The sequence below is a fragment of the Planococcus sp. RAB007_Raresut genome (assembly GCF_057369535.1).
In genome coordinates this window covers 1-12,333 of the sequence record NZ_JBXYIF010000001.1, presented here as the reverse complement: position 1 = coordinate 12,333, position 12,333 = coordinate 1, and the positions used below count along the sequence as shown (strand labels likewise).

14 protein-coding genes are annotated in these 12,333 nt (G+C 43.4%); 11 read left to right on the top strand and 3 right to left on the bottom strand.

Annotated features, from left to right (window positions below; all coding sequences use genetic code 11):
* Window positions 1–23 precede the first annotated feature (23 nt).
* On the bottom strand, window positions 24–863 hold the full coding sequence (locus AC2Q9J_RS00070; RefSeq protein ID WP_499036213.1) for an NAD(P)H-hydrate dehydratase: 840 nt from the start codon (window positions 861–863) through the stop codon (window positions 24–26).
* Between the two features lie 138 nt (window positions 864–1,001).
* Between AC2Q9J_RS00070 and AC2Q9J_RS00065 the strand changes: the two genes are divergently transcribed.
* The 4 genes from AC2Q9J_RS00065 (at window position 1,002) to AC2Q9J_RS00050 (ending at window position 2,739) form a co-directional block, all read left to right on the top strand.
* Window positions 1,002–1,154 carry a hypothetical protein gene (locus tag AC2Q9J_RS00065; protein ID WP_499036212.1) on the top strand — a complete coding sequence of 51 codons (153 nt, stop codon included), beginning with the start codon at window positions 1,002–1,004 and terminating at the stop codon, window positions 1,152–1,154.
* A gap of 254 nt (window positions 1,155–1,408) precedes the next feature.
* Window positions 1,409–1,795, top strand: coding sequence for a nuclear transport factor 2 family protein (locus AC2Q9J_RS00060; protein ID WP_499036210.1), 387 nt, complete (start codon window positions 1,409–1,411; stop codon window positions 1,793–1,795).
* 146 nt (window positions 1,796–1,941) lie between these two features.
* The gene (locus AC2Q9J_RS00055; RefSeq protein WP_499036209.1) at window positions 1,942–2,100 is read left to right on the top strand and encodes a hypothetical protein; all 159 of its coding nucleotides are present in this window, start codon (window positions 1,942–1,944) and stop codon (window positions 2,098–2,100) included.
* Between the two features lie 243 nt (window positions 2,101–2,343).
* On the top strand, window positions 2,344–2,739 hold the full coding sequence (locus tag AC2Q9J_RS00050) for an NUDIX hydrolase (protein WP_499036207.1): 396 nt from the start codon (window positions 2,344–2,346) through the stop codon (window positions 2,737–2,739).
* Between the two features lie 479 nt (window positions 2,740–3,218).
* Here the strand turns inward: AC2Q9J_RS00050 and ptsP are convergent, their stop codons facing one another.
* Complete coding sequence (ptsP, locus tag AC2Q9J_RS00045) at window positions 3,219–4,937, bottom strand: phosphoenolpyruvate--protein phosphotransferase (RefSeq protein WP_499036205.1); 1,719 nt, start codon at window positions 4,935–4,937, stop codon at window positions 3,219–3,221.
* Window positions 4,937–5,203 carry a phosphocarrier protein HPr gene (locus AC2Q9J_RS00040; RefSeq protein ID WP_112222408.1) on the bottom strand — a complete coding sequence of 89 codons (267 nt, stop codon included), beginning with the start codon at window positions 5,201–5,203 and terminating at the stop codon, window positions 4,937–4,939. The genes ptsP and AC2Q9J_RS00040 overlap by 1 nt, the downstream gene beginning before the upstream one ends.
* A gap of 172 nt (window positions 5,204–5,375) precedes the next feature.
* Here AC2Q9J_RS00040 and AC2Q9J_RS00035 point away from each other — a divergent pair, with 172 nt between their 5' ends.
* From AC2Q9J_RS00035 to AC2Q9J_RS00005, 7 genes are all read left to right on the top strand, one after another.
* Window positions 5,376–6,128 (top strand): DeoR/GlpR family DNA-binding transcription regulator, encoded by a 753-nt coding sequence (locus tag AC2Q9J_RS00035; RefSeq protein WP_499036203.1) that lies wholly within the window; start codon window positions 5,376–5,378, stop codon window positions 6,126–6,128.
* Window positions 6,125–7,057 carry a 1-phosphofructokinase gene (gene pfkB, locus AC2Q9J_RS00030; protein WP_499036201.1) on the top strand — a complete coding sequence of 311 codons (933 nt, stop codon included), beginning with the start codon at window positions 6,125–6,127 and terminating at the stop codon, window positions 7,055–7,057. The genes AC2Q9J_RS00035 and pfkB overlap by 4 nt, the downstream gene beginning before the upstream one ends.
* Window positions 7,054–8,967, top strand: coding sequence for a PTS fructose transporter subunit IIABC (locus AC2Q9J_RS00025; protein WP_499036199.1), 1,914 nt, complete (start codon window positions 7,054–7,056; stop codon window positions 8,965–8,967). The genes pfkB and AC2Q9J_RS00025 overlap by 4 nt, the downstream gene beginning before the upstream one ends.
* A 125-nt stretch (window positions 8,968–9,092) precedes the next feature.
* Window positions 9,093–9,833, top strand: a complete 741-nt coding sequence (locus AC2Q9J_RS00020; protein ID WP_499036198.1) for an AAA family ATPase — start codon at window positions 9,093–9,095, stop codon at window positions 9,831–9,833.
* 368 nt (window positions 9,834–10,201) lie between these two features.
* Window positions 10,202–11,131: a phosphotransferase gene (locus tag AC2Q9J_RS00015; protein ID WP_298830803.1), complete on the top strand. Its 930-nt coding sequence runs from the start codon at window positions 10,202–10,204 to the stop codon at window positions 11,129–11,131.
* Between the two features lie 182 nt (window positions 11,132–11,313).
* Window positions 11,314–11,532: a hypothetical protein gene (locus AC2Q9J_RS00010; RefSeq protein WP_499036195.1), complete on the top strand. Its 219-nt coding sequence runs from the start codon at window positions 11,314–11,316 to the stop codon at window positions 11,530–11,532.
* 144 nt (window positions 11,533–11,676) lie between these two features.
* The gene (locus tag AC2Q9J_RS00005) at window positions 11,677–11,910 is read left to right on the top strand and encodes a hypothetical protein (RefSeq protein ID WP_499036193.1); all 234 of its coding nucleotides are present in this window, start codon (window positions 11,677–11,679) and stop codon (window positions 11,908–11,910) included.
* The last annotated feature ends 423 nt before the right edge of the window (window positions 11,911–12,333 follow it).

The following is a 12,333-nucleotide window of genomic DNA, read 5'->3' as shown; positions in this document are numbered from 1 at the left end:
CATTCTGATGAGCTGCTGTTTTATTATTGTTCATATGACTTCATGACCGTCGGCAGAAGTTCCGTCAGTTCATGAGCGAGCAACGTATGGGCGGAGCGGGTTTTGGTCCATTCATCGGCGCACGCCCCGTGGAGATGGACGGCGTTCAGTACTGCATGGCGCCAATTATCATGGCAGCAGAGCATTCCGAGCAGCATCCCGGTCAATGTATCGCCTGTACCGCCTTTTGCCAATGCGCTGTTGCCGGTTGCATTCAAATAAGTCTCGCCGTCCGGAAATGCGATAACTGTGTTCTGTCCTTTCAACACGATGGTTACACCTAATTTGGCAGCCCCAATTGCGGCATGATGAGCGCGCTGGTGCTGGAGTTTTTCCACCGGCACTCCTGTGATCCGTGAAAATTCACCCGGGTGCGGCGTCACAATGACTGGAGCTTCTGTTTTGATGTATGTTCTCTCTGACAGCGCACCTGCATCCAACACAAGCGGTTTTCCGAGTTGAAGCAGATGTTCGACTGCTGCTTCGGTTTTTTGATCCGGCAGCATCCCCGGACCGATTGCAATTGCTTTGTAGGAGGCCAAGTCAAATTCTGAATCGTTGATCCGCTCCATCAATTCAGGCTCGAAAGTCGCTTCCGGTACATGGGAAGCGATGGGCGTTATGGATTCCCTGGCAGTCGCCACCACCAATTTCCCGAGGCCGCTCCTCATCGCTGCTTTGGCAGCCAATACAGCCGCGCCAGGCATACCCGTACTGCCGGCAATCAATAAAGCCGTTCCATAAGTGCCTTTATGGCTGTCCGATTGCCGATGGTGGAAATGCATTCTTACATGATCTTTTGACCAAACAGGAATGTCGTTCATTCAGCTCATCCTTCCTCTTCACTATATAAAAGAAATAGCCTGAATAGAGGCGGATTAAACTAAAGAAAACGGACAGAACTGCTTGAAAAATGCATGAGCGGGTAAAGGACAGTAAACACTAACAAAGGAGTGATCCGGATGACTGACAAAAAAGAGCAGCAAAACAACGGAGAAGATAGGGAAGAACATTTTACTGGAACGCCTGAAGAGCAATTGCCGGATCTGGAAGCGGAAGATATACAGAATCAACAGAAAGAACGGGCTGAAAAAGAAGAGGAACCAGACGACTAAGAAGATAAACGCAAAAAGCTGTTCCTTATATGTGGGAGCGGCTTTTTGTGTATTTAGGGCCATAAATGTTTATTGTTCAGAGTGGGCATATATGGAACTTGCTGTATTTATTTATATGCGTTTTTGAGGTAAAATTAGAATGTGGTTAAATATCAGAAATATCAGAAATATCAAGGGAGGAGGATAAGGGTTTATCTATTCTTTAGTTGTAAAAATGCCAACCCTTCACCAGAAAATATTCGGAGGCGATCCAGATGGAAGAGAAGGCGAAAGTGGAGTTTTTTCGTAAATTCAATGCCGCTTTTTTTAATGGAGATCAGGAATTTATAAACAATCATGTCACGGAAGATGTCACCTGGTCGATCGTCGGAGCGGAACCTGTGAAAGGGAAACAAGGTTTATTGGATGCGGCATTCGGCATCGCGGACTTCAGCAATATGGAATACGATATTGAATCGGTTATATGCAGCGAAGGCGAAGCTGCAGTTAAAGGAATCAGCCGCCGTAATGATGAAGAAGGGAATGTCCGGGATTTCTGCTATTGTGATATGTATATATTGGAAGGTGAACATTCGGAAAAAGTGAAAAGCATCACTACATTTGTGATAGAGCTGAACCAGCAGCAAGCAAATAGTTATTGAAAAGAATTATTCATCACACAATAAACTAATGAAAATGAGAAAATAGCCTGTCTGACTCTCCAAGTGACTATGGTAAACTGAAAGATGCAATCGAATAGGGAACTCAAGGGTGGTTGGCCATCCCCAGCAGAAAGGGGGTGGTGCATATGACGGTTTTTGAAGCATTGATGTTTGCAGTAACTTTCGCAAGCCTGATGCTTATGATTTCGTCTAAAGACCTAAAGAAAAGCGGAAGCGCCCGTTCAGCTCTGAAAGGCATAAGGCGAGCCAGCGAAATTGCGTTCTGTGCCATGCAGCTGGCTTGACTTATGTCCCGAAGAGCTGGGCGCTGTAGTCTGGACAAAAAAAATAACCCGCCCTTGAGTTGGTAGCTCTGCGGGTTATCCTTATTAAGTAACCTAATGGCTGATCTCCCTTCTTGGGACCTGCCGATTGCTTGCCGTTCGGTGTTGACGCACCGGGCGGCTTTTTCTTATACATACTATTATATACCCGGCAGCTTGAATTTCAAGCAAATCGGTTAAAAATACTGAAAGGCGGATAAGGATATGAGAAATCGGGCTGCTGTGATCATCAGTGAAAACGATCGATTGGCATTGATCAAAAGAATACGTAAAGGCCAGACCTATTATGTCTTTCCGGGCGGCGGTATCGAAGCAGATGAAACACCTGCAGAAGCAGCAAAACGGGAAGCAATGGAAGAACTGGGACTGGAAGTGGAAATCGGTGAATGCATTTATACGATGTCGGAGCCGGCGGAGGAATCTTATTTCATGGCTGAAATGACTGGCGGGAAGTTTGGCACAGGCGCTGGCATGGAATTTACAGCATCCGCTGCGGAACGGGGAAGCTATGAAGCTGTATGGGTTGCCAGGGACAAGCTCACGACGATTAAGCTGTATCCAGAAGAGTTGGCAGCAAAACTCTCCCAAAATTTAAAATAACCCCTTGGAGTGAGCACTAGTCTCATCCAAGGGGTTATTTTTATTCCTACAATTTCTTAAATCCGAATCATGCATATTGAACTAATGAATTATCATAGATAACGCTTTGGATAGGGCAGAGATAATGCTCCTGCGTAAAGCTCGTCGCAAAGGAGGTGCACATTAGCTACTACAATAAGATGAGAAGCCACTCGTCTTCTGCTTAAAGAAATCTCTAGAGATATGGAGCAAAAAGCGAAGACGCCTTGGGGAGCAGAAAGGTAGTTGGCTTTCCAACTACCTTTCGAGCGAAGTGCTGAGATCCACTCGGACGAAGGGGTACCGAGTCCGAGTTAGCTCAGTGCGAGCCCCCGGGAAAAAACATTGTGCTCCTGCATCGCTGCGCTGCTTCGTCGCAAAGACTTAGCCTCGCATGCTTCGGCTAATGTCTTCGAAGCTGTTTTGCGGAATATCGACAACTATAGAAAATTTGTTCGATTTTATTTATCCACTAATTGAGATACATAATTTTTTACATCTTCTGCAGTAGCCAATGCCAATATCGAGTCGGTGTGTTTTTCCATTTCCGCTTTCGACAAGCTGCTGATCATGGAGCGGGTTTTCAATATGGAAGAAGCACTCATTGAAAACTCATCAAGACCAAGACCCAGTAAGATTGGAACAGCCAGTTCTTCTCCAGCCATCTCTCCGCACATACCAGCCCATTTTCCTTCTTTATGGGCAGCGTCTATAACCATTTTCACCATCCGCAGTATTGCAGGGTTGAACGGCTGGTATAGATGTGAGACATTCTCATTCATTCGGTCGGCAGCCATCGTGTACTGGATCAAATCGTTGGTTCCAATGGAGAAGAAATCGACTTCTTTAGCGAAAAGGTCAGCCATCACAGCTGTAGAAGGGATTTCAACCATTATGCCGACTTCGATGTTGTTATTGAAAGGAATGTTTTCTGCTGAAAGCTTTTCCCGTTCTTCTAAAAACAATTGCTTGGCTTGCCTGAATTCATCAAGCGTTGCAATCATCGGGAACATGATTTTCAGATTGCCATGGACGCTTGAACGGAGCAAAGCCCGCAGCTGCGTTCTGAACAAATCGGGCATCTCGAGGCACAAGCGAATTGCCCGAAGCCCAAGAAACGGGTTCAGTTCTTTCGGCAAATCCAAATAAGACAGTTCCTTGTCTCCTCCGATGTCCAATGTACGGACAACAGTCGGTTTATCTCCCATAGCCTTCAGTACTTCAGAATAAATTTCATATTGCTGTTCTTCAGTCGGGAAACTGTCTCTGCCCATATACAAAAATTCCGTCCGGAAAAGGCCGATTGCTTCCGCCCCGTTTTCAAGCGCGGATTTCACGTCTTTCGGTGAACCGATATTGGCAGCCAGTTCCACTTTGAAACCGTCTGCGGAAACAGAGGGTGCATCTTTCAATGCAGCCAGCGCTGTTTTTCTGTCTTCAAAATCAATTTTGCGTTTCTTATACAATTCAATTTGTTCTTCCGTGGGATCTGCAATAATCTTCCCTTCAATGCCGTCAATGATAAGCAAAGTTTCATCCCCTAAGCTTGCCATCAATTTTTTGACTCCGACTACTGCAGGAATTTCCAGCGTTCTCGCCAAAATGGCCGAGTGTGATGTCCTGCCGCCTATTTCAGTTACAAAACCCTGGATGAATTCAGGATTGAACTGGACCGTGTCTGATGGGGTAAGATCATCAGCCAATAGGATTACTTTCTCTGAAATCAACCCCGGGTTCGGAAACTTCACTCCCAGTAAATGGGCCAATACACGGTTTCTGACATCTTTTATATCCGCTGCGCGTTCCTTCATATAGTCATTGTCCATCGAAGCGAAAATATTCATAAACATGTCCGACACTTCATGCAAGGCAAACTCAGCATTGACCAGGTCATTTTCAATTTTCTCTGTAATCGGTCCGATCAGTTCAGGATCACTCAGCACCATGAGATGAGCACCAAAAATCGCTGCTTCTTTAGGTCCGATTTGCGTTTCGGCCTGTTCTTTGATGAGTTCGAGTTCTTCTGCAGATACAGCAATCGCTGTGTGGAACCGTTCAATTTCAAGTGCAGGGTTTTCAATTGACTTCTTATCAAATTCAAGAGATGGACTTTCCAAGCGGTATGTCTTTGCTATGGCAATTCCGTCAGAAGCCGCAATTCCATATAATTCAGCTGTCATTAGTTCGAAATCCCTTCCGCTTTCATTGCTTCTTCGATTTTAGCCATTGCTTCATCTTCATCTTCACCATCAGCAGAAATCGTGACAACCGAACCTGATGAGATCCCGAGGGACATGACGCCCAGGATTGATTTCAGATTGACTTTCTTGCCTTTATACTCCAATTGGATATCGGATTTAAATTTGCTCACTGTACCAACCAGTGCAGAGGCAGGGCGCGCATGCATACCCGCTTCATCAGTTATTGTAAATTGTTTTTCAGTCATTTAAATTTCCTCCTCAATAGTTATAAGCTCATTTCCTTTAGTATAAACCTTAATGATTTAAAGGGTTAATGGATAGAAATGAACGTTTTTGATTGCTTATGAATGATTATGATTGATTTTGGAAGCGATTTCAAGTAATATCTACTTAAAATTACTAAAGCAGGTGATTAGTTTGTTAACCAATGAGCGGCACGACTACATATTACAATTGCTGGATGAAAAGCGGACCGTTAAATTGCAGGATTTGGTTGAAAAGACGGACGCTTCTGAATCCACCTTGCGCCGCGACCTTACTGAACTCGAGAACATGGGAAAACTTGAACGTGTTTTTGGAGGGGCAATCCTTCCGACTCGTAATTTGCAGGAACCGAGCATGGATGACAAGTCGACCCGGAATTTAAAAGAAAAACAGTCGATTGCTGAATATGCAGCCACATTTGTTCAGGAAGGCGACAGTGTATTCCTGGATGCAGGAACAACCACTCTGCAAATGATTCCTCATCTAAAAGATAAGAACCCGGTGGTTGTGACTAACGGATTGCCACTTGCAGTTGCGCTGAATGAAGCAGGCATTACCACTTACCTGACAGGGGGAATGTTGAAGCCGCGAACCGGCGCGTTCGTCGGAGCGGGTGCTTTAGCTGCACTTGGAACTTATCATTTCGACATCAGTTTTCTCGGGGTGAATGGCATTCATGCCGATTTTGGCTATACGACGCCTGACCCGGAGGAAGCAGCCATTAAGAAAAAAGCGGCTTCTCATGCCAGAAAGACATATATCCTGGCAGACCACAGCAAAGTGAATAAAGTAAGTTTCGCCACAATCATGGATCTGCAGGAAGCAGCATTGATTGTGGATGGACTGTCGGCTGAATCTTTAAAGGAATTTGAGAAAATTACGCCAGTAAAGGTGGTTGAGCAATGATTTACACATGTACTGTGTCACCGTCGATCGATTACACGAATTATTTGCCCGATTTCAGGACAGGTGGCTTGAACAGAAGTGAAAAGGTCCATTATTATCCCGGTGGCAAAGGCATTAACGTTTCCCGGGTTTTGAAACGCCTGGGGGTCGACAGTATTGCTTACGGATTTGCCGGAGGTTTTACCGGCCAGTTCATCCAGGATTTTCTGGCAGCTGAAGATGTACGGACAGACTTTATCGACACCGGCCAGATTTCGAGGATCAATATTAAAATCAAAGCTGCCGAGGAAACCGAATTGAACGGACCCGGTCCGGAGCTGGGTGCCAGTCATTTACAGCAATTGAAGGAGAAAGTCGAAAGTATCGAATCTGGCGATTGGTTCGTCTTGTCAGGAAGTATTCCGGAATCTTTGCCAATCAATTATTTTAAAACGCTGGGTGATATTTTGTTGAAGAAGGATGTTCGGTTCGTACTGGATACTTCAGGAAAGGCCTTGAAAGAATTGATCGACAGTCGCCCTTTCCTCATTAAACCCAATATCGAAGAACTGGGGGAATTGTTCCAGACAACGATCAAAGATAAGCAACATGCCGCAGAATGTGCTTTTCAGCTTACTGCTAAAGGAGTCGAGAATGTCATTGTTTCGATGGGAGCAGATGGGGCCATGCTGGTTGACCGGGAGGCGGCTTATTTCGCTGAAGCTCCAACAGGGAAAATGGTCAATACAGTGGGAGCAGGTGATTCACTTGTCTCCGGTTTCATCGCTGCTTTGTCAGATGGCAGTTCCAAGGAAGAAGCATTCCGCTATGGTATAGCAAGCGGCAGTGCGACTGCTTTCAGTGATGACTTGTGCAGGAAAGAAGATACAGAAAAATTAACGGACCAGATAGAAGTTCGCCCATTTAAGAGACTGGATGTGAAAAGATGAGAATTACAGATTTATTGACAAAAGAAACGATTGCCATGGATTTGATGGCGGGTTCAAAAGAAGCTGTGATCGATGAATTGGTGAATCAGCTGGATGCAGCAGGGAAATTATCGGATAAAGAAACATTTAAGCAAAACATTTTGGCAAGAGAAGCACAAAGCACCACGGGTATCGGTGAAGGAATTGCCATTCCACATGCGAAATCAGCAGCAGTCAAGTTTCCTGCGATTGCATTCGGACGAGCGCTGAACGGCATTGATTTTGAATCGATGGACGGCCAGCCGGCAAACTTATTTTTCATGATCGCTGCCAGTGAAGGCGCTAATGATGCACATTTGGAAGCCCTATCAAGATTAGCGACATTTTTGATGGATGAACAGTTCCGGGAAAAGATTCTGGCTGCCGATTCAAAAGAAGAAGTTTTGCGTGCGGTATCAGACAAGGAGACTGAAGTTGAAGGCCCTGAAGACACTACAGCCTCAGAAGCAATGCCGGAGACAACCTCAAAAAGGATTTTAGCGGTTACAGCCTGTCCGACGGGCATTGCCCATACGTATATGGCGGCTGAAAAATTGAATGACCGCGCAAAAGAGCTGGGCATTTCACTGAAAGTCGAAACAAATGGTTCCAGTGGTGTTAAAAACCGGTTGTCTGCTGAAGATATTGCCGAAGCGGATGCCATTATCGTAGCTGCGGATACAAAAGTGGATATGGGGCGTTTTGACGGCAAACCGGTCATCCAGACGGCGGTCGGGAAAGCAATCTATGAGACCGATAATCTTTTGAACCGTGCTGTTACGAATGATGCACCTGTCTACAAACACGATAAGTCAAAGGACGATGCAGCTGAATCAGAATCCAAAGGCGGCTTCTACAAACATTTGATGAATGGTGTATCGAATATGCTGCCATTCGTAGTCGGAGGCGGAATCCTGATCGCTATTTCGTTTTTCTGGGGAATAGACGCTACAGATCCGACAAGCCCCAATTACAATGAATTTGCTGCAATGCTGAATACAATCGGCGGCGGAAATGCATTCTTCCTGATGGTGCCGGTTCTTGCCGGTTTTATCGCAATGAGTATTGCTGACCGGCCAGGTTTTGCACCAGGTATGATTGGGGGTCTGATCGCCATTACCGTTTCCGGTGTTGATGAAGTCAGTGGCGGTTCAGGTTTCCTTGGCGGTTTGATCGCCGGGTTCCTGGCAGGTTACGTAACGCTATTGGTGAAAAAGGCTTTCGCCGGTTTGCCGAATGCGCTTGAAGGTTTGAAACCGGTTCTATTCTATCCGGTGTTCAGCATTGCTATCACAGGTATCATCATGATGCTCGTCAATCCACAGCTGACAAGCGTTTATACAGGAATTTCTTCTTTCCTGGAAAGCCTTGGCGGTACGAACCTGGTGCTGGTCGGTTTGCTGCTTGGCGGCATGATGGCAGTCGATATGGGCGGCCCAGTCAATAAAGCCGCATATACATTCGGTATTGCCATGCTGGATGCAGACAATTTCACTTTCATGGCGACAGTCATGGCTGCCGGGATGGTTCCACCGCTTGGCATGGCGATTGCGACAACGCTGTTCAAGAAGAAATTCACCAAACCGGAACGTGAAGCCGGCAAAACAGCGTATGTTCTCGGGGCTTGTTTTATCACAGAAGGCGTCATTCCGTTTGCAGCAGCCGATCCGGCTCGTGTCATCCCGGCATCTGTTGCTGGAGCGGCCGTGACAGGAGCACTTGTCATGCTGTTTGATATCGGTTTGCGTGCTCCACACGGCGGAGTTTTCGTAATGGGCTTTGTGGAAGGCGGCGCATTGAACATTCTGCTTTACGCTCTGGCGATCCTCATTGGAGCAATCGTTGCTGCATTGACAGTGGGTGTTTTGAAAAAGAATAATGTGGCAGTGTAATTAATATGGAGAGCTCTCATAAATATGAGGGCTCTTATTTTGTCTTAAATATATAATCCGTATGCTAAAATAAGGGGAAATATCATTGTTATCCATAAAGACTTTTGGGAAGTAGAGGTGGGAATGTGTTTTTGAAACGGATAAGCTTGCTCAATAAAGACAAAGTCGACTTTACACAATATCCTTTCACGATCCCGGCCATTGAAAGTTTTGATGAACTGGAGCTGACAAGGAATATCACTTTCTTTGTCGGTGAAAATGGATCCGGGAAATCCACATTGCTGGAGGCGATCGCCGAGAAATGCGAATTCAATACAGCGGGCGGCGGGCGCAATAATACATACGCTATTCATGCTTCCCATTCAGTTTTAGGAGATTATATCCGCTTGTCCTGGATGCCCAAAATCACCAATGGTTTTTTCATGCGAGCGGAATCTTTTTATCATTTTGCCACTCATATCGATGAATTGCAGAAAGAGGGAGCCGATGCATACCGAAGCTACGGGGGACGTTCTTTGCATGAACAATCTCACGGGGAGTCGTTCTTTTCATTGTTCCAGAATCGCTTTAATGGACGGGCCATTTATCTCTTGGATGAGCCGGAAGCTGCATTGTCACCACAGAGGCAATTGGCATTTTTACGGATTCTTCATGATTTGACGGTTAAAGAAGGCTGCCAGTTTATCATTGCTACACATTCACCTATTTTGCTGGGTTATCCGGAAGCCTCAATATTAAGTTTTGACGAAGGGAAAATAGAAGAAATTGACTATGAACAAACCGATCATTATCAAATCACGAAATATTTTCTTGATCACCGGGAAAAATTCCTGGAGGACATATTGAAAGAAGAACCTGAGTCATAACTTTTTAGATAGGGGATAAGGAAAAAGCCGTCAGGTTCTGTGCGGCTTTTTTGCTTCCATATTGATGAGTAATAAAGTTGTTTAATTTAAAACGGTTAAAGCGTTCGTAAAGATATCTGGAAAAAAGCGGACGTTCGTAAAGTGATTTGACACGTTTACGAACGCTCTTTTGGGTCATTTCCAAGCCCTTTTACAGCGTTCGTAAAAGTGTACTTTTACGAACGGTTTTTTAAATTACATATAAACTTATAAAACATCATTTTTAAATTTTCTAATTATTGGTAATATAATCGTATACATATTTGTCTAAGATAGATTATGAAAGCAGTCCGTATGAAAGAAATTAAACAGAAAGTAGGCAGAATTATATGAGGGCTAAAACAATCGTGAAGAATTTTGGTTTTGAAGCAGAAGATGAACCACTTAGCATCTATCCGTTTTCGCCAGTTTACCGGATGATACGACCTGAAGGCGACTTTATAGTCAAAAAAACGCAGCACCCAATCGAGAAAGCAAATCGTCTCATGAGATATACAAAAACATTAAACGAACAAGGTGTAGATGTGGTCATTCCGTCAAAGATTCAAGCAGAAAATCCAAGGACTTTCGGTGAAGAAACCTACGTCGTTTATCCTTTTGTTCAAGGAGTGCCTTATACGGGAAAGGAGTGGGAGATCAAAGAAGCGGGAAGGTTACTTGGGCGAATTCATGCATTATCTCCAACTGATAATGAATACGAATTGGATATATACGATGTATTTGATTTCACAGGAGAGGAAGTTAAAGAGAGCTTCCAGCGCATTGAACAGAATGCAGCTCCACACGGCATTAAAATGAATCCGATATTAGAAGTCCGTCTTCTGCAAGCGGTTCGTCAACAAGAGGAACTGAAGCAAGCTGGCTTGATTTCCGTCGCAACACCGCACGATTTCAAAGCGAATAACTTAATTTATACTCCCCAGCCTTATTTGATTGATCCGGATAATGCTGGATGGATTCCCCGAATATTTGATTTGGCACTCGTCCTTTTGCTGTTTCATAATGAACTTGCCTCTGCTCCAGACCGAACGTTTACAAAACAGCAATGGCACCTGTTTCTATCTGGATATGGGGAATCCGTGGACTTATCGCTTGAGGAGAAAATAAATTGGCCGAAAGCACTGGAACATGTTTTCCTTGATGAAGTCATGTGGCTGATGGCGGATGTAGAAGAAGATTGGCAGAATCAAGCGCAACGCTCTTTATTTGATAGCCTTACTCAATTGTTCTTGAACTTCGAAGAATACAGTTTAACTTAAATGATGTGCAGTGAATCAAATCACAGGGAAGTGGGATTTGAATGTAACTTATGTGCAGTTAAGTTACATTCAGTTTTTTCTAGAAAAGAATCGATACTTTGAATACTTTGTTATCGTTTATCCCTAGAAAAGTTTATCCGTACTATTAGATTTGAAATATGGATGCAACAAAAATTTAGAAAGTGGGGAGAACTCTGAAAAAAACAGTGTTGATTTTAAGTATTTTATTTTTACAAGCCTGTGGAGTTAGTGATGAAAAGGATTATGAGGTTAGTTGGGGAGACTATAGTGATTCGGCGGTAGAGAGATTAGAAGAAAATAATATAGATTACGAAGTTAGGAATCAAGTAATTTTTATTAAAGAAAAGGATTTAAACAAAGCTCAGGATTGTTGTAGTTGAGAATGTATTGGAAGGTAAAAAAATACTAAAATGTCTATACGCATTTGCTCCGTTTACTTTGGAGAACCGCGAAGTATGAATGTAACTTAATGTGAATTATGTTACGTTCACTTAAATAATTTCAATTTAGAGAGGAGAAAAAAATTGTTACGCAAACTAAATATTTTTCTTGGACTACTAGTTGTTGTATTGATGGTTTCGTGGTTAATCATTCCTGACTTTGAGTTATCTACTCCTTTTCTTTTTTCAATAGGATCTTTGCTATTCTTCTCCCTCGGTATTGAGGATGTAAAAAACCAAAAAAAGATAGATGGATATGTATACATATTAGTAGCTTTTATAGGCTTTCTTGTTGTGATTAAAGAGTTAGTTGGGTAACGAGCTATTTAATTTTTTCTTTTGAAGTGAATGTAACTTAATCCTAATTAAGTTACATTCAGTTCCTTGATTCCATTGACTTCACTAAAAAATCATTCCGAACTGTTTTCATTAGAAAAAATGATACATTCAGAATGCTTTTCTGTAAGGTTTTGAAGCTTGAATCTCAAAAGATATAGGTCTACATATCATAATTTATCAGAGGCTATTCAAATACAGAAGGAGAGTAAAGATGCATTGACTAGCATCCACCTCTCATTTTGTCTTTAAAAGTGTAATTTTACGAATGGTTGTGCTTAATTCTCTAGGTATACCTTAAGAAAGAGAAAGGAATTATGATTTTAATATACCAAGAGAGTTATGAGAAGCAAATGAAATATGAGTTTGAATATTGGTTGAAAAAACTAAACAAAAAAGACATTC

Bases quoted from the DNA above. Each gene is read 5' to 3' on its own strand.
- AC2Q9J_RS00040 (WP_112222408.1), bottom strand. From the start codon at position 5,203: ATGACTGAAAAACAATTTACAATAACTGATGAAGCGGGTATGCATGCG.
- AC2Q9J_RS00055 (WP_499036209.1), top strand. From the start codon at position 1,942: ATGACGGTTTTTGAAGCATTGATGTTTGCAGTAACTTTCGCAAGCCTG.
- pfkB (WP_499036201.1), top strand. From the start codon at position 6,125: ATGATTTACACATGTACTGTGTCACCGTCGATCGATTACACGAATTAT.
- AC2Q9J_RS00070 (WP_499036213.1), bottom strand. From the start codon at position 863: ATGAACGACATTCCTGTTTGGTCAAAAGATCATGTAAGAATGCATTTC.
- AC2Q9J_RS00015 (WP_298830803.1), top strand. From the start codon at position 10,202: ATGAGGGCTAAAACAATCGTGAAGAATTTTGGTTTTGAAGCAGAAGAT.
- AC2Q9J_RS00065 (WP_499036212.1), top strand. From the start codon at position 1,002: ATGACTGACAAAAAAGAGCAGCAAAACAACGGAGAAGATAGGGAAGAA.
- AC2Q9J_RS00060 (WP_499036210.1), top strand. From the start codon at position 1,409: ATGGAAGAGAAGGCGAAAGTGGAGTTTTTTCGTAAATTCAATGCCGCT.
- AC2Q9J_RS00025 (WP_499036199.1), top strand. From the start codon at position 7,054: ATGAGAATTACAGATTTATTGACAAAAGAAACGATTGCCATGGATTTG.
- ptsP (WP_499036205.1), bottom strand. From the start codon at position 4,937: ATGACAGCTGAATTATATGGAATTGCGGCTTCTGACGGAATTGCCATA.
- AC2Q9J_RS00050 (WP_499036207.1), top strand. From the start codon at position 2,344: ATGAGAAATCGGGCTGCTGTGATCATCAGTGAAAACGATCGATTGGCA.